Origin of the sequence: Cupriavidus pampae (assembly GCF_914271485.1) — a bacterium.
GTDB classification, from domain to species: domain Bacteria; phylum Pseudomonadota; class Gammaproteobacteria; order Burkholderiales; family Burkholderiaceae; genus Cupriavidus; species Cupriavidus pampae.
Map to the genome: position 1 here is coordinate 31,427 of NZ_CAJZAG010000014.1, position 22,227 is coordinate 53,653.

Annotated in this window: 19 protein-coding genes; 16 read left to right on the forward strand and 3 right to left on the reverse strand. The window is 65.6% G+C overall.

The genetic code is table 11. The features are described 5' to 3' along the window. Positions 1–3 precede the first annotated feature (3 nt). The 12 genes from LDO41_RS29480 (at position 4) to LDO41_RS29535 (ending at position 14,667) form a co-directional block, all read left to right on the forward strand. The gene (locus LDO41_RS29480; RefSeq protein WP_223994732.1) at positions 4–1,059 is read left to right on the forward strand and encodes a type II secretion system F family protein; all 1,056 of its coding nucleotides are present in this window, start codon (positions 4–6) and stop codon (positions 1,057–1,059) included. Beyond that, positions 1,056–1,904: a tetratricopeptide repeat protein gene (locus LDO41_RS29485; protein WP_377744963.1), complete on the forward strand. Its 849-nt coding sequence runs from the start codon at positions 1,056–1,058 to the stop codon at positions 1,902–1,904. Before LDO41_RS29480 ends, LDO41_RS29485 begins: the two co-directional genes overlap by 4 nt. Before the next feature lie 116 nt (positions 1,905–2,020). Then, on the forward strand, positions 2,021–2,242 hold the full coding sequence (locus LDO41_RS29490) for a DUF3613 domain-containing protein (RefSeq protein WP_223994733.1): 222 nt from the start codon (positions 2,021–2,023) through the stop codon (positions 2,240–2,242). 73 nt (positions 2,243–2,315) lie between these two features. Beyond that, a complete protein-coding gene (locus LDO41_RS29495; RefSeq protein ID WP_290370927.1) occupies positions 2,316–3,980 on the forward strand; it encodes a TadG family pilus assembly protein in 1,665 nt (554 codons plus the stop codon). A 16-nt stretch (positions 3,981–3,996) separates the two neighbouring features. Beyond that, entirely contained in the window at positions 3,997–5,376 is a 1,380-nt protein-coding gene (locus LDO41_RS29500) for a sigma 54-interacting transcriptional regulator (RefSeq protein WP_223994734.1), read from the forward strand. 63 nt (positions 5,377–5,439) lie between these two features. Beyond that, positions 5,440–6,585 carry an exonuclease SbcCD subunit D gene (locus LDO41_RS29505; RefSeq protein ID WP_223994735.1) on the forward strand — a complete coding sequence of 382 codons (1,146 nt, stop codon included), beginning with the start codon at positions 5,440–5,442 and terminating at the stop codon, positions 6,583–6,585. Continuing rightward, positions 6,582–9,650 carry an AAA family ATPase gene (locus LDO41_RS29510; RefSeq protein WP_223994737.1) on the forward strand — a complete coding sequence of 1,023 codons (3,069 nt, stop codon included), beginning with the start codon at positions 6,582–6,584 and terminating at the stop codon, positions 9,648–9,650. The genes LDO41_RS29505 and LDO41_RS29510 overlap by 4 nt, the downstream gene beginning before the upstream one ends. Positions 9,651–10,033: 383 nt before the next feature. Then, positions 10,034–10,717 (forward strand): 3-oxoacid CoA-transferase subunit A, encoded by a 684-nt coding sequence (locus LDO41_RS29515; RefSeq protein WP_223994917.1) that lies wholly within the window; start codon positions 10,034–10,036, stop codon positions 10,715–10,717. Positions 10,718–10,740: 23 nt separating this feature from the next. Then, positions 10,741–11,388 (forward strand): 3-oxoacid CoA-transferase subunit B, encoded by a 648-nt coding sequence (locus LDO41_RS29520; RefSeq protein WP_223994739.1) that lies wholly within the window; start codon positions 10,741–10,743, stop codon positions 11,386–11,388. A gap of 57 nt (positions 11,389–11,445) precedes the next feature. Beyond that, the gene (gene pcaF, locus LDO41_RS29525; protein WP_223994741.1) at positions 11,446–12,648 is read left to right on the forward strand and encodes a 3-oxoadipyl-CoA thiolase; all 1,203 of its coding nucleotides are present in this window, start codon (positions 11,446–11,448) and stop codon (positions 12,646–12,648) included. A gap of 213 nt (positions 12,649–12,861) precedes the next feature. Next, positions 12,862–13,593: an SDR family NAD(P)-dependent oxidoreductase gene (locus tag LDO41_RS29530; protein WP_223994744.1), complete on the forward strand. Its 732-nt coding sequence runs from the start codon at positions 12,862–12,864 to the stop codon at positions 13,591–13,593. A 69-nt stretch (positions 13,594–13,662) separates the two neighbouring features. Beyond that, entirely contained in the window at positions 13,663–14,667 is a 1,005-nt protein-coding gene (locus tag LDO41_RS29535; protein WP_223994746.1) for a Bug family tripartite tricarboxylate transporter substrate binding protein, read from the forward strand. 159 nt (positions 14,668–14,826) lie between these two features. Here LDO41_RS29535 and LDO41_RS29540 read toward each other — a convergent pair whose 3' ends face one another. Beyond that, on the reverse strand, positions 14,827–15,072 hold the full coding sequence (locus LDO41_RS29540) for a hypothetical protein (RefSeq protein WP_223994940.1): 246 nt from the start codon (positions 15,070–15,072) through the stop codon (positions 14,827–14,829). Between the two features lie 327 nt (positions 15,073–15,399). Between LDO41_RS29540 and LDO41_RS29545 the strand changes: the two genes are divergently transcribed. Beyond that, the gene (locus tag LDO41_RS29545; protein WP_223994748.1) at positions 15,400–15,969 is read left to right on the forward strand and encodes a PadR family transcriptional regulator; all 570 of its coding nucleotides are present in this window, start codon (positions 15,400–15,402) and stop codon (positions 15,967–15,969) included. 43 nt (positions 15,970–16,012) lie between these two features. Here LDO41_RS29545 and LDO41_RS29550 read toward each other — a convergent pair whose 3' ends face one another. After that, entirely contained in the window at positions 16,013–17,002 is a 990-nt protein-coding gene (locus tag LDO41_RS29550) for an NAD(P)H-dependent flavin oxidoreductase (protein ID WP_223994750.1), read from the reverse strand. Positions 17,003–17,165: 163 nt separating this feature from the next. On the opposite strand from LDO41_RS29550, the gene LDO41_RS29555 reads away from it, so the two are divergent. Continuing rightward, positions 17,166–18,338 carry a tyrosine-type recombinase/integrase gene (locus tag LDO41_RS29555; RefSeq protein ID WP_377744948.1) on the forward strand — a complete coding sequence of 391 codons (1,173 nt, stop codon included), beginning with the start codon at positions 17,166–17,168 and terminating at the stop codon, positions 18,336–18,338. 56 nt (positions 18,339–18,394) lie between these two features. Next, the gene (gene galE, locus LDO41_RS29560) at positions 18,395–19,423 is read left to right on the forward strand and encodes a UDP-glucose 4-epimerase GalE (protein WP_223994752.1); all 1,029 of its coding nucleotides are present in this window, start codon (positions 18,395–18,397) and stop codon (positions 19,421–19,423) included. Between the two features lie 60 nt (positions 19,424–19,483). Here the strand turns inward: galE and LDO41_RS29565 are convergent, their stop codons facing one another. Continuing rightward, positions 19,484–19,789 carry an H-NS histone family protein gene (locus LDO41_RS29565; RefSeq protein WP_223994754.1) on the reverse strand — a complete coding sequence of 102 codons (306 nt, stop codon included), beginning with the start codon at positions 19,787–19,789 and terminating at the stop codon, positions 19,484–19,486. 493 nt (positions 19,790–20,282) lie between these two features. Between LDO41_RS29565 and LDO41_RS29570 the strand changes: the two genes are divergently transcribed. Next, on the forward strand, positions 20,283–22,055 hold the full coding sequence (locus LDO41_RS29570) for a methyl-accepting chemotaxis protein (protein WP_223994756.1): 1,773 nt from the start codon (positions 20,283–20,285) through the stop codon (positions 22,053–22,055). Positions 22,056–22,227 lie beyond the last annotated feature (172 nt).

The window sequence follows — 22,227 nt, forward strand, 5'->3', positions numbered from 1 at the left end:
ACCATGACGATGACGACGCTGGTTTCGCTGAGTCTGCTGGTGCTGGCCTGCGCCGCGGGGCTGCTGGCGTGGCCGCTGTTGCGGCAGTGGCGGCAGCGATCGCGTGCCACGCGCACGATCGATACGGCATTGCAGCGGCAGGCGGGTGCCGGCGCGCAGGCAGCAGCTCAACCGGGTTCCGCGCCTGGCACCTTGCCGCAAGCGCAAGCGCAAGCGCAAGCGCAAGCTGCGGACGCGGGTGCGAACGGTGCCGCTGGCGCAACGGCGAGCAACACGCTAGGCAGCAAGATCGGCAAGACCCTGCACGCGCGCTTCGACCAGCGGTGGCTGGAATCGCGCGTCGGCCGCGCGGTGGTCACCGCGGAGGAGCAGGCGTTGCTCGAGCAATGCGGTTTCTACGGCGCGCGCGCGCGCGCGGTCTTCGGTGGGCTGCGCGTGGCGTTGCCGCTCGTGGCGACGATCCTCGCCGTGTTGTGGCGGCTGCCGCAGGGCGCCGGTGCCGCGCTGACGTGGGGCTTCGTGGCATTCGCGGTGGCGTTCTTCGCGCCGAAGCTTTGGCTGCGCCGGCGCGCGAAGAATCGGCTGGCACAGGTCGACGACGAATTGCCGGTGCTGATCGACATGCTGCGGCTGCTGCAGGGCGTGGGCATGTCAATCGATCAGAGCCTGCAGATCATCGTGGTCGAGTTCGGCAACCTGATGCGTGTGCTCGGCCCAGAATTGCATCGCGCGAACCAGCAGTTTGCCTCGGGGCGCTCGCGCGAGCAGACGCTGCTGCGTATTGGCCGGCTATTCGACAGCGAGGATCTCAAGGGCCTGATCACGTTGCTCACGCAGGTGGACCGCCACGGCGGTGGAGTGCAGGAGCCCTTGCGGCAGTTTGGCGAACGGTTGCAGGTTGCGCGCAAGGCCCGCATGAAGGCCAAGATCGGGAAGCTGACCGTGAAGATGACGGGCGTGATGGTGGTGAGTCTGCTGCCGGTGCTGCTGATCATCACGGCGGGGCCGGGCTTTCTTGGGGCGATTCGATTGTTGTCACAGATGGGTGGGGCACGATGAACAGGAACATGGTGGGGCGCGCGACGAACGCTCCGTTACTAGGCGTCGTGGTGGCGTCGCTGGTACTACTGGCGGGCTGCTCCGGTTTGAGCGGTACGAACAGTGCCGAACGCATGGCGCAGCAGGCCGAGGCGCAGATCGAGCTGGGCAAGCTGCGCGACAAAGAGGCGCGCGCCGAGTACAGCGACAAGGCGGTATATCTCGGCTTGATTGGGCGCATGCAGCAGGAGGGGTTGTATTACGCCTCCCTCGCGCATATCGATGCCTATCAGCAGCGCTTTGGCGCGCCCCCCGAACTGAAGCTGTTGCGTGCCGATGCGTTGCGCGAGACCGGGCAGGATGAGGCGGCCACGCTGGCGTATCGCGAGCTGTTGAGCACCGATCGCGCGGCGCGCGCGTATCACGGGCTGGGGCTGATCGCGGGCAAGCAGGGTGACTTCGCGCGCGCGGTGATGGAACTGCGTCAGGGGGCCACGCTCGATCCCATCAGTGCGCCGATCGCCAATGACCTTGGCTATGCGTTGATGCGCGGCGGTGCCCTGCAGGAAGCGCGGGTGCCGGTGATGCAGGCGCTGCAGCTCGATGGCGCCAATCCGCGCATTGTCAGCAACGCCGCCGTGTGGATGATGGCCGATGGCAAGCGCGCGCAGGCGGCCGCGATGATGCAGCAGGCGAATCTTTCGGAAAGCACGCGCGCCGCCATTCGCAAGGAAGCCGAGCGCATCGCGCGCGCGGTGCAGACGCGTGCCAGTGCTGGTGGCGCGAAGGCCAACGCTGTCAGGCCGCTGGCGTTGTCCGATGCGCGCGGCACGCAACCCTCCACTGCTACGGGGATCCTGCCATGACCGTTCGATATCTTGTTTTGGGTGTTGTGCTCTGCCTGCCGGTGGCAGTTGCGCAGGCGCAGGGATCGATGCAAGCGCAGGCGCCTGCACCCGCACCTGCACCGACAGCGCGGACCATGCCTGCCGTGGACGAGCGCGGCGATGCGCGTGCGTTGCTACAGATTCAACGCTCGGGCGCGCAGGCGGGGCCTGGTTTGCCGATGACCGGTGAGCAGGCCGCGCTGGGTTACGAGCGCTATCTGGAGAGCTTCCGTTATGCGATTCCGGAGTTCTTTACGAGCCAGGCGACCGGGAGTCCGCTGCGTGGTGGGTCGGGTAGTCAGGCGTTGGGCCAATAACGGACCGATCGCGATGGTTGCGCCTGCCCTCACCCTCAACCCCTCTCCCGCGCGCGGGAGAGGGGCGCGTCTCGTGCGTGCTCGGCAGCGTGGCGCGGTGAGCGTGATGGCGGTGATGCTGATGGCGACCATCGGGATGGCGGCGCTGGTGTCGATCGATATTGGCTACGTGTTCTACGGGCAGCGGCAATTGCAGAAGATGGCGGATCTCGCGGCGGTGTCCGGGGCACAGCAGCTTAAGCGCGCGGCGGATCTGTCCGCCACGAGTGCCAGTGTGCTGGCGGCGGTGCAGGGGACGGCGGCGCAGAATGGGTACAAGGCGGCGGTGACGACAGGTTGCAACGACGTGGCGACCGGTGCCGCCGATGGCATGCGGTCGTGCCTCGGGTTGTGGGACCCGGGCAATCCGGGCAATGGCGACAGCAAGCGGCATTTCAACGCGGGCTATAACCCCGCTACGGTCGCCCCCAACGCCGTGCGCGTGCAGGCGACGATGACGTTGCCGGTGTTGTTTGTGTTTCCGGGTTCCAGCGGACGGCAACTCCGCGCGGAGGCGATCGCGGCGGGCAGCCCTCCCGTGGCGTCGTTTTCGTTGGCGAGCGGCCTGCTCGACGTGAATACCGCGAACGGCCTGCTTGGCAAGTTGCTGGGCCCGAACGTTACTGTCAGTTTTAGTGCGCTTGATTGGACTGGACTGGTTGGCACCAACATTACGCTCGAGCAATTGAGGGTCGCCGCAGGCGTGGGCACGATCGACCAGTTGCTGGGCCTGCAGCTGTCATTGCGTGACTTCTACGCGCTGGTGCTCAAGGCGGCCAACAAAAGCGCACTGCTCGGCGTTGCAGTCGGTAGTCCGGCGACGACGCTCGGAGTTGGTGCTGTGGGTGTGGCGGTGAGCCTGGCGCAACTGGTTGCGCTTGGTGTGCTGGCGCCGGCCGCCTCGTCGGCTGCGGAAGTTGGCTTGAATGTAGCGTCGCTGCTGATGCTGTCAGCGCAATTGGCAAACGGCAATGGCGCTCGCATCAAGCTCGGCGACCTGAATCTGGGTGTGGCACGTACCGCCGTGGGGCTGTACGTCACGCAGCCGCCGCAGACTGCCGTGGGTCCCGTGCGGCAGACCGGTGCGAACACATGGCAGACCAATGCGCGCACCGCCCAGCTAGGTTTGCGGTTGGATGTTGTCGTCGACCTCGCGATCGCGACAGTGAACCTTCCGCTATACGTTGAAGCGGCGGCCGCAACCGCGTCGCTCACGCAGCTTCAATGCGCGGCAGCGCCCGCGGACCGTCGCGCAACCCTGCGGCTGACGCAGCAGGTGGCGAACGTGTGCCTTGCCAACTCGAACGGCTCCGCGAGCTGCGAGCCAACGCGAACGGTGTTGGCAAACATTCTGGGTGTCAAGGTTGTCAACGTGCCAGTCAGGAACACCGTCGGCACGGCAGGTTCGCAGGATATCGTGCTTGCGCCGGGGCAATATGTGCGCGCACCCGCCACGAATCAACTGACAACGGCGGTGAAAGCTCTGCTGAACAATTTGCATCCGACCCTTGATTTGGGTGGTGTCCTGATACCTCCGCTCATTGATATCCCGGCACTGCTGAATGCTTTGCTCGATCCAGTTGCGAACCTGCTAGACCTGGTGGTCCTCAACCTGCTGACGCCGCTCGGCATTCAGCTCGGCAATGCCGACCTCTGGATGAATGGCATCGACTGCAACAACGCCGAATTGGTGTACTGAAACGAAGAACGAGATCATGAAAGCCGACCGCTGGGCCTACGAGAGCCTTGAAGTCTATGTCTGGGAAGGCAAATACGAGATTGCCGACCGTGTGGCGCGCTTTCTCACGCCGCTTGGGGTCGATGTGATTCGCGCTGGCGCGCTCGAGTCGTTCCCCTCGGAGACGCGTACCAAGCCGAGCGTGGCCGTGATCAGCGCGTCCGTGATCGGCACGGCGAAGTTCACGCTCGAGTGGGAGGCCGCGCATGGCATGCCCGTCGTCTGGGTTGCCGCGCCAGACCGCGAAGTGGACCCGGGGCGCTTCCCGGCGGAATACGCGCACATCCTGCCGCATGACTTCTCGGGCCCCGACCTGCGCTCGCAGATCGGCAAGCTGCTGCCGCAATTGCTCGCAGCGTCCGAGAACGCGCCCGACGTTGCCGACCTCGTGGCGGGATCGCCCGCCATGTTGCAGCTATTGCAGCAGGTAGACACCTTCGCCGACTTCGACAGCAACGTGATGCTCTACGGCGAAACCGGTGCGGGCAAAGAGCGTATCGCGCGGCTGTTCCACGATCGCAATCGCACCTACGGCAAGGGCCCGTTCGTCGCGGTGAACTGCGGTGCGATTCCCGATGGCTTGTTCGAATCGCAGTTCTTCGGTCACGCGAAGGGCGCGTTCACGGGCGCGATGTTCGCGCATCGCGGGTACTTCGAGCAGGCGCATGGCGGTACGCTGTTCCTCGACGAAATCGGCGACCTGCCGTTGTTCCAGCAGGTCAAGCTGCTGCGCGTGCTCGAGGAGAACGCGCTCACGCGACTGGGCTCGGCACTGCCGGTCAAGCTCGACTTCCGCCTGGTGGCCGCCACCAACAAGGATCTGCGCGAGGCAGTGGGTCAGGGCAAGTTCCGTGCGGATCTGTATTTCCGGCTGGCCGTGATCGAACTGCGCATTCCGAGCCTCGAGGAGCGTGGCGCGGCGGACAAGGTGGCGCTGCTGCAATCGTTCATGCGGCATATGATGAGCCCCAAGCGCTTCGACGTGCTGCCGCCGATGCCGGACTGGCTCCGTGGCGCGGTGGGCACCGCGTTCTTCAACGGCAATGTGCGCGAGCTGCGCAACCTCGCCGAACGCGTGGGCATCACGGTGCAGCAGTGCGGCAGCTGGGACGAAGAGCGCATCCGCCCGCTGTTCCGTGGCTTGCGTCCCGGTGCGTTCGACGGCAACGAGCGCCCCGAATCGCGGGGCGATGCCGAGGAGCGGCGCCGCATTATCGCGGCGCTCGACGCCAATGGCTGGCGCCGTCAGGACACCGCCACCTGCCTCGGCATCAGCCGCAAGGTGCTGTGGGAGAAGATGCGCAAGTTCCAGATCGTCGATAGCGAAGCCGCTGACAACGAAGTAGAACCCGCCTGAGACTCTGGCGTGACGTTATGATGCGGCACTCGCGTCGCGAATGACGTTGCCCAAGGAATCAGATTGCGCTTTCTCCACACCGCCGACTGGCATCTCGGTCGGCTGTTCCATGCCCGGAGCCTGATCGAGGATCAGGCCCACGTGCTCGATCAGTTCGTCGCCCTCGTGCGCGAAGTGCGGCCCGACGCCGTGCTTATCGCCGGCGACGTCTACGATCGCGCGGTGCCGCCCCCTGACGCCGTTGCCTTGCTCGACGATGTGCTTGCTCGCATCGTGGTGGGGGAACGCGTGCCCGTGGTAATGATCGCCGGCAACCACGACAGCGCGCAGCGGCTGGACTTCGGCGCGCGCCTCATGACCGGCCAGGGTCTTCATGTGGCGGGACGCGTGGGCGCGCAAGCCAGCAGCGTGACGCTGCACGACGCGCATGGCGAGGTACGCATCTACGCGTTGCCCTATGCGGAGCCGGCCGCGGTACGCGACGCGCTGGGTCTGGAACTGCCGAGCCACGAGGCGGCGCTCGGCGCGCAACTGGCGGCCATCCGCGCCACGCATCCTGCCGGCGTCCGTTCGGTGGCCGTGGCCCATGCCTTCGTGGTGGGTGGCGCGGCCAGCGAATCGGAGCGGCCATTGTCGGTGGGCGGCAGCGGTGCCGTCGCGGCCGGCGTGTTCGATGGCTTCGATTACGTTGCCCTCGGCCATCTGCATCGGCCTCAAACGCTCGGTACCAACGTCCATTACTCGGGGTCACTGCTCAAGTACTCGTTGTCGGAGGCCGGCCACGCCAAGAGCGTGTCGCTGGTCGAGCTCGATGGTGCCGGTGTGGCGCGCATCGAGCCCATCGCACTGAAACCGCGGCACGATCTGCGCCTGTTGCGTGGCGACCTCGCGACGCTGATTGTGCAAGCGGCGACGGATCCGTATCGTGACGATTATGTTCATGCGGTATTGACGGACACGGGCGCGCTGCTGGATCCCATGGCGCGGCTGCGGCAGGCCTATCCGAATGCGCTGGCGATGGAGCGCGCGGTGCTCGCGCGCAGCGGCAGCGCGAGTGAGGCAGGCCGCCGTTTGCGCGAGCTCGATACCGGCGCTTTGTTCGCCAGCTTCTTCCGCGAGGTGGCCGACGCCGACCTCGACGTGGACCAGCGTCGTACGCTGGACGACCTGCTTGCCGCAATGACGGCATCGGAAAGGGAATCGGCATGAAACCGCTCCACCTGAAACTGCAGGCGTTCGGTCCGTTCGCGACCGGTGAGTCGATCGATTTCACCCAACTGGGTGACCAGGCGTTCTTCCTGATTCACGGACCCACCGGCGCGGGCAAGACCACGCTGCTCGATGCGATCTGCTTTGCGTTGTATGGCGATACCTCGGGCGGCGAACGCGATCCGCGCGATATGCGCAATGCCAATGCCGATCCGGCGCTGCGCACGGAAGTCACGCTCGAGTTCGCGCTGGGCGCGCAGCGCTATCGCGTCACGCGGTCGCCCGCGCAGGAACGGCCGAGCCAGCGTGCTTCCGGCACGCATGTGCGCGAAATCCCGAAGGCGCAGCTCGATGCGCTGGTCGACGATCGCTGGGTCAGCAAGGCGACCCAGCCGAACCGCGTCAGCGATGCGGTGCGCGAGTTGCTCGGCTTCGACAGTGCCCAGTTCCGCCAGGTCATCGTGCTGCCGCAGGGCCGCTTTCGCGAACTGCTTACGGCCAAGTCGCAGGAGCGTCAGGCGATTCTCGAGCGTCTGTTCCAGACCGAGCTATATCGTCGCGTCGAGGAACTGCTGAAGGAGCAGGCGGCCGGCATTCGGCGCGAAGCCGATACCATCACGCTGCGGCGCAAGACCTTGCTGGATCAGCATGCGCTGGCCACGACCGAGGCGTTGGCCGCACGGATCGCGGGCCAGCAGGATGCGCTCGCGATGCTCGATCGGCAGGAGCATCTCGCGCGCGCCGATAGCGACGCCGCGCGGGCCGCACTGAGCAAGGCCGAGATCGAGGCGCAGCAGCTCAAGCGCTGGCGCGAGGCCGAGGAAGCGTTCGGCAGGTTGTCGGCGCGGCGCGAAGCCATGGTCGCCGAGCGCGCGCGTCTGCGCACCGCGCAACGCGCGGCGCAGGTATCGCCGATGGCCGAGCATCTGGCCGCGATGGTGCGTGATCAGACCGAGGCGCGCGAAGCGCTTGCGCAGCGCGAGCAGGAAGTGGCGTCTCACTCCGTCGCCGCGCGGGGCGCGGCCGAGGCACTGGCAAAAGAGCAGGCGCGCGCGGAAGAGCGCGTGGCGTTGCAGCGCGATATCGCTGCGCGCGAGGCCATGCTGCCGCACGCGCAGCGGATGGGTGCGCTGCAGGGGCGGCTGGCCGACGCGAGGCAGGCGTTGACGGTGGCGACGCGTACGCGCGATGCGGCCACCGCCGCAGTGACGCAACACGTCGAGCGTCAGCAGGCGGTTGCGCAAGCGCTGGAGCGCGCGCGTACCGAGGCGATGCCACTGACGACATTGACGTTGCAGCGCGATCGCGCGCTTGAACGTCAGGCTCGGCTTGCGCGCCATGCGGCCGCGGCGGCGGGTCTGCCCGCGCTGCGCGAGGCGCTGGCCACTGCAGATCATGCGCATGCGCGTGCGGTGAGCGCGCGCGATGGAGCGCGACAGACGCTGAGCCACGATGAACGGGCATGGCGTACAGGACAGGCCGCGCGGCTGGCCACCGACCTGGCGCGTGGCGCGCCGTGTCCGGTGTGCGGTGGCACCGAGCATCCGTCGCCGGCCGTGCATGCGGAGTTGCTGTCGGTGGGGGACGCGCAGCTGGACGCCAGCCGCGATGCACTACATCGCGCCGACGAGCTGACGCAGGCCACGGCTGCACGCCGGCAGGCCGCACAAGGTGAGCTGACGCAAGCCGAGGCGCGGCTGGCCGATCTGGCGGAGCTGGAGCTGGTGTCGCCAGGCGCGGACGCCGATGCGTTGAGCCGGGAGATCGAGGCCGAACTCGCGCGGCTCGCTGCCGCCGTGGCCGTGGCAGAGCAGGCGGGCGCGCAGCTGTCCAAACTCGACGCCGCACATACAGAGGCGCGCGCCGCCCACGAGGCCGCGGTGGTGCACGCGCGCGATGCCGAGGCCGCCGCCCAGCAGCAGGCCCACGCAACCGCCCAGCTCGAAGGTGAATGGCGCGGCGCTTGCGCGCAGATCCCCGAAGACTCGCGCGATCCGGTCGCGCTCGAAGCCGCGCTCAAGCAGGCGCGCGAACGCGCCAGCACACTCGAGCAGGCATTGCAGCGCGCGCAGCTGGCCGAACGCAACGCGGCGTCGCAACTCGCCGCCGCCGTGGCCGCGCTCGACGCCGCGCGCACGCAGCTCACCCAGACCGATGCGCGCCATGTGCTGGCGCAGGGGTCGTTCGTCAACGCGATCGCTGCCGCCGGCTTTGACAGTCTGGAAGCATGGCAGACCGCCTGCCTGCCGTCGGCCGCGATGGTCTCGCTTGACGAAGCCGTGCGCGACTTCGAACTCGAGATTGCACGCGCGGCGGACCGGCGCGAGCGCGCCGAGGCGGAAGCGCGAGAACTGCAGGTGCCCGATTTACCCGCGCTGCAAGCCGCGCGCGACACCGCCGCAGCCAACCTCGAGGCGGCGATCCGTCAGCGCAGCGAACTGGCAGCCGCGCGCGAAACACTGCTGCAGTGCCAGCGGTTGCTCGACGCACTCGAGGCCGATGGTCGCGATATCGAGACCCGCTACGCGGTGCTCGGCCGCCTGTCGGAGGTGGCCAACGGCAACAATCCGCGCCGCATCACGTTCCAGCGCTTCGTGCTGGCCTCGTTGCTGGACGAGGTGCTCGAGGCCGCCTCGCAACGGCTGATGCGCATGAGCCGCGGCCGCTATACGTTGCAACGCGTGCGCGAGCCCGTGGATCAGCGCAGCGCCGGCGGGCTGGACCTCGAGGTATTCGATCACGACACCGGCGGCACCCGCCCGGCCAATACGTTGTCCGGCGGGGAGGGCTTCCTCGCGTCGCTGTCGCTGGCGCTTGGTCTGGCCGACGTCGTGCAGTCGCGCGCGGGCGGCATCCAGCTCGACACGCTGTTCGTCGACGAGGGCTTTGGCACGCTCGATCCGGAGAGCCTCGACTTTGCTATCCGCACGCTGCTGGACCTGCAGCAGGCCGGCCGACTGGTCGGCATCATTTCTCACGTGACCGAACTGCGCGAGCGCATCGATGTACGGCTCGAAGTGCGTCCCGGCGCGGCGGGCAGTCACGCGGTGCTGCAGCTGCCTTAATACGCCTTTAACCCGCCCCAGACCTGGGGCGGGACGGCAAGTGCCGTCCCGCTGGCTTGACCTCGCATTGGTCGCAGGTGTAATCTCTTTCACGCTGTTCATTGTGCGAATTCAAGTTCGATATGCGAACAAATCGAACGGGTTCAGAAACCCGCGAGATCAGGCATATCCTTGAGTTCCGCTTCGGCCAAGCGCTTGCGGCGCAACGACGCTGCTCGTACCAGACAACACAAGAGTGTCGGACCCTGTTCCGCTGCCGCCGTCCTGCGGTGACGCAGTGGATGAAACGTCCAGCCAGAATTATCCGGAGACCTGCTTTGCGCGCCGCCCCCTGCGGCCCGGGCCCGGACCGCTGCCCGGACCCTTCCGTGAATGGAACGCAAGTGATCAACAAGCTATATGACTCGGTGGAAGCGGCAGTTGCCGATATCCACGACGGCGCCACGATCATGATCGGCGGCTTCGGTCTCGCAGGCATGCCCGCGGAACTGATCGACGCGCTGATCGCCCAGGGCGCGCGCGACCTCACCATCGTCAACAACAATGCCGGCAACGGCGACACCGGTCTGGCCGCGCTGCTGAAGGCCCGCCAGGTACGCAAGATCATCTGCTCGTTCCCGCGCCAGGCCGACTCGTACGTGTTCGACTCGCTCTATCACGCGGGCGACATCGAGCTGGAACTGGTGCCGCAGGGCAATCTGGCCGAGCGCATCCGCGCAGCCGGTGCCGGCATCGGTGGCTTCTTCACGCGCACGGCCTACGGCACGCCGCTGGCTGAAGGCAAGGAGACGCGCATCATCGACGGCAAGGGTTATGTGTTCGAGCAGCCGATCCATGCCGACTTCGCGCTGATCAAGGCCGACTCGGCCGACCGCTGGGGCAATCTCACATACCGCAAGACCGCGCGCAACTTTGGCCCGATCATGGCCACCGCCGCCAAATGCGCGATCGTGCAGGTGAGCCATATCGTCGAGCTCGGTGAGCTCGACCCCGAAGTTGTCGTCACGCCGGGACTGTTCGTCAAGCGCGTGGTGAAGGTCCAGGGCGCTGCCGCCAAGGCCGCCTGACGCGCGAACGAGGAGAACCGACTATGCAACGCCTGACCCGCGATCAGATGGCCGCCCGAGTGGCCAATGACATTCCCGAAGGTGCCGTGGTGAATCTCGGCATCGGCCTGCCCACGCTGGTGGCCAATCATCTGCCCTCCGACCGTGAAATCCTGCTGCACAGCGAGAACGGTGTGCTGGGCATGGGCCCGGCCCCCGCGCCCGGCCAGGAAGACGGCGACCTGATCAACGCCGGCAAGCAGCCGGTGACGCTCAAGGCCGGCGGCTCGTTCTTCCATCACGCGGACTCGTTCGCGATGATGCGCGGCGGCCATCTCGACTTCTGCGTGCTGGGCGCGTTCCAGGTGTCCGCCAAGGGCGACCTCGCGAACTGGCATACGGGCGCACCGGGCGCGATTCCCGCCGTGGGCGGCGCGATGGATCTCGCGATCGGCGCCAAGGAAGTGTTCGTGATGATGGAACATCAGACCAAGCAGGGCGAGAGCAAGGTTGTGCCGGAATGCACGTACCCCCTCACCGGCATCGGCTGCGTCACGCGCATCTACACGGACCTGGCCACCATCGACGTGACGCCCGACGGGCTCGTCGCGCGCGACCTGGTGGAAGGCCTGAGCTTCGACGAACTGCAACGCATCAGCGGCGTGCCGCTCAAGCAGGCCGTGGCCGCCTGAGGCGGTCCGACCGACTCGCGGCAATCAGAACCGACATAGCACCGAGAGAGACAGACCATGACTGAAGCCTTTATCTGCGACGCCATCCGTACCCCCATCGGCCGTTACGGCGGCAGCCTGTCGGCGGTTCGCCCCGACGATCTGGGCGCGGTGCCGCTGCGCGCGCTGATCGCGCGCAATACCGGCCTGGATCCGGCCGTGATCGACGACGTGATCTTCGGTAACGCCAACCAGGCAGGCGAGGACAACCGCAACGTCGCGCGTATGTCGCTGCTGCTGGCCGGCCTGCCGGAAACGGTGCCGGGCTCGACCATCAACCGCCTGTGCGGTTCGGGCATGGACGCTACCGGCACCGCCGCGCGCGCCATCAAGGCTGGCGAGGCCAACCTGATGATCGCGGGCGGTGTGGAGAGCATGAGCCGCGCGCCGTTCGTGATGGGCAAGGCGACGGCGGCGTTCTCGCGCGATGCGCAGATCTTCGACACCACCATCGGCTGGCGCTTCGTCAATCCGGCCATGCGCGCGGCGTATGGTGTGGACGCGATGCCCGAGACCGCCGAGAACGTGGCCACCGATTACAAGATCAGCCGCGAAGATCAGGATCTGATGGCGCTGCGCAGCCAGGAGAAGGCTTCGCGCGCGCAGGCCGACGGCACGCTGGCGCAGGAAATTACCGCGGTCACGATTCCGCAGAAGAAGGGCGACGCCATCGTCGTGGAACGCGACGAGCATCCGCGCGCGACCAGCATGGAAGCGCTGGCCAAGCTGCGCGGCGTGGTGCGTCCGGATGGCACAGTGACGGCGGGTAACGCCTCGGGCGTGAACGATGGCGCCTGCGCACTGCTGCTGGCCAGCGAGGCAGGGATCAAGCAACACGGCCTGACGCCGCGTGCGCGCATCGTCGGCATGGCCACCGCCGGCGTGGCGCCGCGCGTGATGGGTATCGGTCCGGTGCCCGCATCGCAGAAGGTGCTCAAGCAGCTTGGCCTGACCATCGACCAGATGGACGTGATCGAGCTGAACGAGGCGTTTGCCGCGCAAGGTCTTGCGGTGCTGCGCCAACTCGGCGTGGCGGACGACGACAAGCGCGTGAACCCCAACGGCGGCGCGATCGCGCTGGGCCACCCGCTCGGCATGAGCGGCGCGCGCCTGGTCACGACGGCCATGTACCAGCTGCACCGTACCGGTGGCCGCTACGCGCTGTGCACGATGTGCATCGGCGTGGGCCAGGGCATTGCGCTCGTGATCGAGCGCGTCTGACGCATGCGGTGAAGCGCGCGAGTGTAATGTCCATACATTCAATCGCGCGCTAAATGTTTCGAACTTCCTGACGTAAACCCGTATGGGAAGTCTCAGTGGTGTCTCTTCCCCCAACGAGGTAGAGCAAATGCGGCCGGGCCGACAGGCTCGCCGGCCCAGCCGCATCTTTTTCTGATGGAATCCGGCAGTCGCACGCCGGTGCGGAGTATTGAGATGTCCCTTCCCGTTGCCACGCTCGTGACCGGTGCCAGTTCCGGCATTGGCCGTGCCATCAGCGAAATGCTGCTGGCGGATGGCGTGACCAAGGTAGTCAACGTCGATTACGTTGCCCCCACCTGGTCTCATCCCAACATGACCTTCTTCCAGGCCGACCTGACCAACGCCGAGGCGACTCGCGCCGTGGCGGCGCAGGTGACCTCGCAGTTCGCGGTGACGCGGCTCGTGAACAACGCGGGCGCCACGCGCCCCGGCACGGCCGACACCGCGACTGTGGAAGACCTGAACTATGTCGTGGGTCTGCATCTGCAGGCCTCGATGCTGCTGACCCAGGCCTGCCTGCCCGCGATGCGCGCGGCCGGCTATGGCCGCATCGTCAACATGGCCTCGCGCGCGGCGCTCGGCAAGCCGGATCGCGTGGTGTATGCCGCGACCAAGGCCGGCCTCGTTGGCCTGACCCGAACGTTGGCGATGGAGCTGGGCGGAGACGGTATCACCGTCAACGCCGTGGCGCCGGGCCCGATCGCCACCGAGTTGTTCCGCAAGAGCAATCCGGAAGGCGCCGAACAGACCAAGCGCATCCTCGCCAGCATCACGGTGAAGCGCATGGGAACGCCGGAAGACGTGGCACGCGCCTCGCTCTTTTTCCTGTCGCCCGACAACGGTTTCGTGACCGGTCAGGTGTTGTATGTCTGCGGCGGTACCACCCTGGGCGTTGCGCCCATTTAAGACAAGAATCAGCACAACCCGGCGGCCCCACGAGGGTCGTACGGTCCCTTCGATCCTGTGGAGTACAAGATGAGCATGACCAAACAACCCTCGAAGGTGCGCAGACACCTGCTGGCAGCCGGTGTGGCACTCGCAGCCGGTTTCACGGCCATTGGCGGCGCCCACGCGCAAGCCGCTTACCCGACCAAGCCGATTACGCTGATCGTGCCGTTCTCGGCCGGTGGCACCACCGATATCCTGGCGCGTATCGTCGGTCTGGAACTGGGCAAGGCGCTCGGCCAGCCGGTGGTGATCGACAACCGTCCGGGCGCGGGCGGCAACATCGGCGCAAGCCTGGCCGCCAAGGCTCCGGCTGACGGCTACACGCTGTTCATGGGCACGATCGGCACGCACGCGATCAACCAGTCGCTGTACTCGAAGATGCCGTTCGACCCGGTGAAGGATTTCGCGCCGATCACGCGCGTGGCCATGGTGCCGAACGTGGTGGTGGTGAACCCGAAGGTTCCGGTCAACAACATCAAGGAACTGATCGCTTACGTGAAGGCGAATCCGGACAAGCTGTCGTTCGGTTCGTCGGGTAGCGGCTCGTCGATCCATCTGTCGGGCGAGCTGTTCAACATGATGACCAACCTGCATATCCAGCACATCCCGTACAAGGGCAGCGCGCCTGCCGTGAACGACCTGCTGGGCAATCAGATCGGTCTGATGTTCGACAACCTGCCGTCGTCGTACCCGCACGTGAAGGCTGGCAAGCTGCGCGCGATCGCCGTGACGTCGGCCAAGCGCTCGCCGGCACTGCCGGACGTGCCGACCGTGGCGGAAGCCGGTGTGCCGGGTTATGAAGCTACGTCGTGGTTCGCGCTGTACGCCACTGGCGGCACGCCGCAGGCCATCGTCGATCGTCTGAACGCCGAGACCGTGAAGATCCTCGCGCTGCCGGACGTGAAGAAGAAGCTGGCCGAGCAGGGCGCCGAAGCCAACCCGGAAAAGCCGGCCCAGCTGGCTGCTTTCATGAAGGCCGAGTCGGCCAAGTGGGCCAAGGTGGTGAAGGCCTCGGGCGCGACGGTGGACTGACGGTGGGCTGACCGACGTTCCATCTCGCACGATAAAAAGCCGGCGCGCTGCGCCGGCTTTTTTTTGCACCCCACTTAAAGAAAGCCCGCGACACCATAGCGATGGCCGCGGGCCGAATCCCTGGCCCCAGGCTGCGGGGCGGGAGGAGACAATCGTGCGTTACGACAGGCTGTACTTGACGACCTGTTCCTCGACGCCGACGAAGCGCACGAGCTGGCGCAGGCCGCTCGCGTACTCCTTGATATGGTGGCCTTCGGGCGTGTCGGGCAGCCGATAGTAGATTGGCGCGGACGTGGCACGACGCTGGATCGGACCGGGACGAGCGGTCATATCGGACGGCTCGGCGGACAGATCGGATAGTTCGGTTAGCGCGGACAAGGTTGCCGTGTCCGGTCTTGCGTTCATGACTGACTCCCGTGAAACGCATGGCGCTGAACGTATGGCCGGGAAAAAGGCGCGCGCATGCGGGTTGCAATGTCTGGAATGTATTGCAGGTCAACAGGAATTGCCATTTCGACTTTTTTAATTCTGTATCGGAACAACTGTGCAAAGTGTCAGAAATGGACGAAGGTGACATTTGTCACATTCTGGTGAATGCTTTCTCCAGTTCCGGGCGATATCACACCTGTTAACGGCATGACTTGCCCCGACTTGCGCGCTACCATTACGCGATCGTCACGGGCGAACTCCCAGCTTGCAATCTCCGTGCCCGTTGGCAACCCACTCGAACGCATGTCCACTCCGCACGCACTGTTGATCTCGCTGATCGAGAAGCCGTCGTCCGGCTATGACCTCGCACGCCGTTTCGATCGGTCGATCGGGTACTTCTGGCACGCAACGCACCAGCAGATCTATCGCGAACTCGGCCGCATGGCGGAGCACGGCTGGATCGCGGTGGAGCAGGCGGCCGCCGCGGCCAGCGTGTCAGAAGGCGAGGAAGCGGAAAAAAGGAACCGTAAAAAGGTGTATTGCGTGCTGGAGGCCGGCCGCGCGGAACTCGCGCGCTGGGTTCTGTCGCCGGGGCAGGGGCTCGACCAGCGTGAGGAGATCCTGGTCAAGCTGCGCGCGGATGCCGCGATCGGACCGCTCGGACTGAACGAGGAAATGGCGCGATTGATCGCCTTGCACGAAGCGCGCCTCGAGACCTACCGCAATATCGAACGGAAGGATTTCTCCACTGCGCGCATGGATCGCGCGCAGCGGTTGCAATACGCGCTGCTTCAGCGCGGTATTCGCTTCGAGGAAGACTGGGTGGCGTGGGGCCGTGAGTTGTTGCCGCTGCTGACAATGCCAGCAGCGTAGGTTCTCAACGCGGCCTCCAGCTCCAGCCCGGTTACGTCGAACCTCAGCCGAGGGCTGGCGCCTTGGTCGTACGCGTTTCGGCCAGGCCGAGGCGACGGCGCGCCAGCGCGTACTCCTCGATAAACCGGTTGACCAGATCGGCTGCTGGCACCACGCGCTTGATCGCGCCCACACCCTGACCCGCGCCCCAGATTTCTTTCCACGGCTTGACGCGCGTGGAGCCGAAATTCATCGACGTGGGATCGGAGACCGGCAGCGCGTCCGGATCGAGACCCGCGCGCACGACGCTGTCGCGCAGGTAGTTGCCATGCACGCCCGTGAACAGGTTCGAGTAGATGATGTCGTCGGCGCCACTGTCCACGATCATCTGCTTGTACGCGGCGTCGGCGTTGGCCTCCAGCGTGGCGATAAACGCCGAGCCAATATAGGCGAGGTCGGCACCCGCGGCCTGGGCGGCCAGCACCGCGTCGCCGCTGGCGATCGCGCCCGACAGCAGCAGCGGACCGTCGAACCACTCGCGAATCTCGTGCAGCAGCGCGAACGGCGAGATCGTGCCCGCATGGCCGCCGGCGCCGGCCGCCACCGCGATCAGCCCGTCGGCGCCTTTCTCGATGGCCTTGCGCGCGAAGCGGTTGTTGATCACATCATGCAGCACGATGCCGCCATAGCTGTGGACGGCTTCGTTGACCTCGGTGCGGGCACCCAGCGACGTGATGACGATCGGCACCTTGTAGCGCACGCACAGTTCGAGGTCGTGTTCGAGGCGGTCGTTGGAGCGATGCACGATCTGATTGACCGCGAAGGGTGCCGCCGGGCGCTCCGGATGGCGTGCGTCATGCTCGGCCAGCTCGCTCGTGATGCGGTCTAGCCAGACCTCGAGCTGCTCCACCGGGCGCGCATTGAGCGCCGGGAACGAACCCACCACGCCCGCCTTGCATTGCGCGATCACGAGGTCGGGATTGGAAATGATGAACAGCGGCGATGCGACCGCCGGCAGGGACAGTCGGTCTTGCAACAGGGCAGGCAGTGCCATGGCGGATGCTCCTAAACAATGATGTGCACTTCGTATATGCAACTCGTTGCATAGTATAGGCGACTGGCGGTTACCTGCAAGAGACCGCTTCGCCATGGCACGTGTGCACTTGTGGCGCGTTGTCTACAATGGGCGCATCGCCTGCCGTATGACGGAAGAGTCAGTGACCGCCAATCCAAGTGCCACCCATGCCGACCTTCATGCCGCACGACCTGTGCCGTCCGACGCATTGTTCGACGCGGACCTCGATAGTTGGCGTACCCATCCGGAACGCGCGTTCGATGGCTGGCTCTCGCAACACGGTTTCCGCCACGGCACGGCGGTCGTCTACCGCTCCATGTGGGGCAAGCTGCTGCGCTGGTCCAGCGAGCAGGGTCTGGCGCCACTGAGCTGGTCGGCGGCGCAGATCGGCGATTTTCTCGATGCACAGAAGCTTCATAAGTCGCATCGCTATCGTTACGCACGCCTGATCGAACGCGTGTTCCAGCATCTGTCGCTGGCGCGGCAGGACTTGCCGAATCCCGCCAGTCTCGCGGTGCGCGCGAAGCTCGCGGATGGCGAAAATGATCCCACGGCCTTTCTGTTGCCGGGCGAGCGCGATCTGCTGGTGGCACGTGTGCTGGCACCCGCCTGCGATGCCGCGCTGGACGCGCCGGGCAACAAAGGACGCGTGTCGCCTACACAGTGGAAGCGCGCGCGCGATGTCGCGCTGGTCGCGGTGCTGCTCGGCGCCGGACTCAAGGTGGCGGAGATTCGCGCGTTACGGCTCGATGCCATTGACGGACTCGAGGATCGCGACGACCATGGTGTGCCGGCATTGCAGATGGTGCGCGCGGAGAACGGGCGCGCCTATACCGCGACGCTGTTGCCGTTCGCGCATGCGCCGCTACGGCAATGGCTGGCGCTGCGGGCCGCCGCTGGTTCGCTTGGCGACCTTGTATTTCCGGCGATGGCGTCGGGGCGGCCGATGCATCCCGCTTCGGTCTATCGTCGCGTGGAAATGTTGCTAGACGAAGCGGGTGTGCTGGCCGGTCGCAGCGAGCGCGCGTCGCCGCAGACATTGCGCAATACCTGCGGCGCGATTCATTTCGACGCGGGCACGCCGCCCGCGGCGGTGGCGCAGTTGCTCGGCATGCGCGATCTGGAATCGGGCTGGCGGCTGCATGCCGCGTATCAGGCGTGGCAGGCGCGGGCCGGATTGCCGGTGGCCATGCGGGCCACAGACAGCGGTGGCAACACCAACGGCAACGGTGGTGGCAATCGCGGCGAGACGCAGCATGAGAACCGCGATGGCGGACAGGATGACAACCGCGGTGCAGATGTACTTTCGGCGTAACCTTCGGCGGGTATGATGGCCGCCCGCTCAACGACTTCCATCCAGAAAACGATCACATGTCCGAGACCCTACTGCTGACTGGAGCCACCGGCTATATCGCTTCCCATACGTGGGTCGCGCTGCATCGCGCGGGATACAACGTCATCGGCCTCGATAATCTGTGCAATAGCAATCGCGCGGTCGTGGAGCGGCTGACCCGCATTACGGGAGCCACGCCGCATTTCGTGGAAGGCGACGTGCGCGATCGCGCCTTGCTGGACCGGCTCTTCCGCGAGCATCGCATCACCGGCGCGATTCACTTCGCGGCGCTGAAGGCGGTGGGTGAATCGGTAGCCAAGCCACTCGCCTATTACGACAACAATCTGAACGGGCTGCTTACGCTTTGCGCGGCGATGGATGCCGCCAACGTACGCCAGCTGGTTTTCAGCTCGTCGGCGACCGTATATGGCAATCCGCACACGGTGCCGATTCTTGAAGATTTTCCGCTGTCGGCGACCAATCCCTACGGACAGACGAAACTCATGGGCGAGCAGATTTTGCGCGACCTCGAGCTTTCGAATCCCGCCTGGAGAATCGCCTATCTGCGCTATTTCAATCCGGTCGGCGCTCATGAAAGCGGCCTGATCGGCGAGGATCCCGGTGGCGTGCCCAACAATCTGATGCCGTATGTCGCCCAGGTGGCGGGCGGTCGTCGCGAAAAGCTGATGGTGTTCGGCGGCGATTACCCGACCGTCGACGGTACCGGCGTGCGCGACTATATCCATGTGTGCGATCTGGCCGACGGTCACGTCGCCGCGTTGGCTTATCTGCGCGACAAGGGCGCGGGCATGACTGTGAACCTCGGCACTGGCCGCGGGTATAGCGTGCTGGAAGTGGTCAAGGCGTACGAGCGCGCGAGCGGCAAGCCCGTGCCGTACCAGATCGTCGAGCGCCGTCCGGGCGACATTGCCTCGTGCTACGCGGACCCCGCGCTGGCGCAGAGCCTGATTGGCTGGCGCGCGCAGCACGATATCGACCGCATGTGCGAGGATTCGTGGCGCTGGCAGTCGATGAATCCTCAGGGGTTTGCGGGCGCGAACGACTGAGCGTCGTGCGCAAATAAAAAACCGGGCCATGAGCCCGGTTTTTTATTGCCGACGTCAGACTTAGCGGATCAGAAAATCCTCTACGGTCTTGCCGTTGGCCAGTGCCGCCGTGAGCCAGCCCGGACGCTTGCCGCGACCCGTCCACGTATTACCGGCGGTATCGCGGTAGCGAACCGGCACCTTGCGGCTGGCCTTCTTGCCGGCCGCCGGCTTTGCGCCAAATCCCAGATCGTCGGCAGTCAGGCCATATTGATCGATTTTCTCGCGAATATCGGCAATCACGGCAGCCTGCTCGCGCGACTTGATCTCCTCGGCCTGCTTCTGCAGTTCGTTGATTTTCTGAACGATTTCCTGATATGTCGCCATGGTTCGCCTCGTTTTGCCTCGAAATGTCCGTCTTGACGGTTTGCGAAATGCATAATGTCGCGGGGAATTATAACTGTCTCTTGCATAACTGCAAATGCCAGCTTGCCTGACTGCAGGCAAAGCGGGCATTTCTTTTCATTTCATTTGCGGTGCTGAACTTTCACGCTGCGGCGCGGTCGCGCGCATTTCACGGACGGGTCCGACTTTCTCGCTGGCATTCTGTGCCGGATTTGTGAAAATCGGCTTAATGCACCGGCGTGCCGCGCCAGCGCTGCCATTGAGAAATTTCTGAGTCGTAGCGTGAGCGTCTCGATAACCGCCAGCGCCGCCATGTGCGCAAATCTGCATTCGTGAATGTCATTCACCAACATGCCTCAAGGTCGAAGCCGGGGTCGCCGTTATTGCCCAAGAGCGGATCACCACGGAGTGATCCACCGGGATGAGAGTTGGAGGAGAACTCTCGTCGCATCCAACCTAATGGCTTCGGCGCATCATGTCCTTTCAGAATATTCAGATCAGAACCCTGCTCAGGGGGGCGATGGGCTCATTGACGGCAATTCTGCTGCTCGTCGGTGGAGCTGGGCTGCACGGCATTTCGCAGTCCAACGATGCGCTCAAGGAAACGTATTCGAATCAACTCGCATCGGCGCAGGCGCTGAGCGAGGCCATGATCGGGACCACGCGCGTGCGTCTGGCGCTGGACCGTGGCGTCATGCCCGGTGCCGAGAACGAGGACCTGAAGAAGCACGTCGATCGCTCGAAGCTGTTCGTCGACTCGTCCGACACCGCGTGGCAGCGTTACATGGCGTTGCCCCAGGGCGACGAGGAGAAGGCGCTCGCGACCGAACTGCTGCGCAAGCGCCAGGACTTCTTCTCCAAGGGTGTCACGCCACTGCAGCAGGCGCTGCTGGCGCAGAACCGCGACGAGGCGCTGCGCCTGGCGCGCGACGTCTTGCCCGAGTTACAGCGGAGCCTGAGCACCGCTCACGAGGCGCTCGAGAAATTCCAGATGCAGGCCGGCAAGGAGAACTTCGAAGGCGCCCAGACGCGTTTCGAGCGGCTGCGCGTGATGGCCGTCGTGCTGATCGCACTGGGAATCCTGATCGCCATCGTCGGCACCCTCACGCTGCACCGCGCGATCGTGCGCCCGGTGGAAGAAGCGCTCGGCGTGTTCGAGCGGATGGCGCGCGGCGACCTGACCTCGCGCATCGTCAGCGTGTCGCGCAACGAAATCGGCCGCATGATGCAGGCGCTCGCCGCGATGCAGGAGAGCCTGTCGGGCATCGTCACGCAAGTGCGCGGCGGTACCGATTCGATCGCCTCGGCCACGCAGCAGATCTCGGCCGGCAATACCGACCTGTCGCAGCGCACCGAGGAACAAGCCTCGTCGCTCGAACAGACCGCGGCGAGCATGGAAGAACTGACGACCGTGGTGCGGCAGAACGCCGACAACGCGCGCCAGGCCGGCATGCTGGCCGGCGAGGCCTCGCAGATCGCGCTCAAGGGCGGTGACGTGGTGGGCCGTGTGGTCGAAACGATGAACGAGATCAATGGTTCGTCGCGCAAGGTGGTCGAGATCATCGGCGTGATCGAAGGCATCGCGTTCCAGACCAACATTCTGGCGCTCAACGCGGCAGTGGAAGCCGCCCGCGCTGGTGAGCAGGGGCGTGGTTTCGCGGTGGTGGCGGGCGAGGTGCGGAGCCTGGCGCAGCGTTCGGCCAATGCGGCCAAGGAAATCGAGGCGCTGATCAGCGAGTCCGGGCAGCGCGTGGAATCGGGGACGCGTCTCGTGGCCGAAGCCGGGCAGACCATGGGCGAGATCGTCCAGGCCGTGCGCCGCGTGACGGACATCATGAACGAGATCGGCGCGGCCACGCAGGAGCAGACCACGGGCATCGAGCAGGTCAATCAGGCCGTGAGCCAGATGGACGAGGTGACCCAGCAGAACGCGGCACTGGTGGAAGAAGCCGCGGCCGCGGCGGGCGCGCTCGAAGAGCAGGCGCAAAAGCTCAAGAACGTGGTGTCGGTGTTCACACTCGCGGCCAGCGGCACGCGTCCGGCGCCGGCGGTAGCCGCCGCGGTGGCGCGTGTGGCCCCGGACCTCTCCGCGCCGGCGCTGCCGGCTACCGGTTCGCGCCAGCCCGCGCGACCGGCCTCCGGACGTGCTCCCGTTGTACGCAAGCCACGCGAAGCGCGGCTGCTGCGACCGGATGTGGCGACGGCGAGCCCTGCCGCGTCTGCCGACGACAACTGGAGTGCGTTCTGAGTCGAAGGATTTGAGCGAACTCCTGTTCACACGGCGCCGGCAAAATGCCATGATGCGGGCTTTTGTTCCCGCCTCTTCGGTGTGAGTCGTGCACGCGTTCCCAAGATGTCCGGATTTGCTCAAGCCCGCAGCCTGTAAGCCCTGGACTGTCAGCCCCGGTATGTAAGCTCCG

What these genes read in the sequence shown, in the direction of transcription:
- LDO41_RS29510 (WP_223994737.1), top strand. Translation starts at nt 6,582, where the DNA reads ATGAAACCGCTCCACCTGAAACTGCAGGCGTTCGGTCCGTTCGCGACC.
- LDO41_RS29550 (WP_223994750.1), bottom strand. Translation starts at nt 17,002, where the DNA reads ATGGCACTGCCTGCCCTGTTGCAAGACCGACTGTCCCTGCCGGCGGTC.
- galE (WP_223994752.1), top strand. Translation starts at nt 18,395, where the DNA reads ATGTCCGAGACCCTACTGCTGACTGGAGCCACCGGCTATATCGCTTCC.
- LDO41_RS29485 (WP_377744963.1), top strand. Translation starts at nt 1,056, where the DNA reads ATGAACAGGAACATGGTGGGGCGCGCGACGAACGCTCCGTTACTAGGC.
- LDO41_RS29535 (WP_223994746.1), top strand. Translation starts at nt 13,663, where the DNA reads ATGAGCATGACCAAACAACCCTCGAAGGTGCGCAGACACCTGCTGGCA.
- LDO41_RS29500 (WP_223994734.1), top strand. Translation starts at nt 3,997, where the DNA reads ATGAAAGCCGACCGCTGGGCCTACGAGAGCCTTGAAGTCTATGTCTGG.
- LDO41_RS29530 (WP_223994744.1), top strand. Translation starts at nt 12,862, where the DNA reads ATGTCCCTTCCCGTTGCCACGCTCGTGACCGGTGCCAGTTCCGGCATT.
- pcaF (WP_223994741.1), top strand. Translation starts at nt 11,446, where the DNA reads ATGACTGAAGCCTTTATCTGCGACGCCATCCGTACCCCCATCGGCCGT.
- LDO41_RS29480 (WP_223994732.1), top strand. Translation starts at nt 4, where the DNA reads ATGACGATGACGACGCTGGTTTCGCTGAGTCTGCTGGTGCTGGCCTGC.
- LDO41_RS29520 (WP_223994739.1), top strand. Translation starts at nt 10,741, where the DNA reads ATGCAACGCCTGACCCGCGATCAGATGGCCGCCCGAGTGGCCAATGAC.
- LDO41_RS29540 (WP_223994940.1), bottom strand. Translation starts at nt 15,072, where the DNA reads ATGAACGCAAGACCGGACACGGCAACCTTGTCCGCGCTAACCGAACTA.
- LDO41_RS29570 (WP_223994756.1), top strand. Translation starts at nt 20,283, where the DNA reads ATGTCCTTTCAGAATATTCAGATCAGAACCCTGCTCAGGGGGGCGATG.
- LDO41_RS29490 (WP_223994733.1), top strand. Translation starts at nt 2,021, where the DNA reads ATGCCTGCCGTGGACGAGCGCGGCGATGCGCGTGCGTTGCTACAGATT.
- LDO41_RS29565 (WP_223994754.1), bottom strand. Translation starts at nt 19,789, where the DNA reads ATGGCGACATATCAGGAAATCGTTCAGAAAATCAACGAACTGCAGAAG.
- LDO41_RS29545 (WP_223994748.1), top strand. Translation starts at nt 15,400, where the DNA reads ATGTCCACTCCGCACGCACTGTTGATCTCGCTGATCGAGAAGCCGTCG.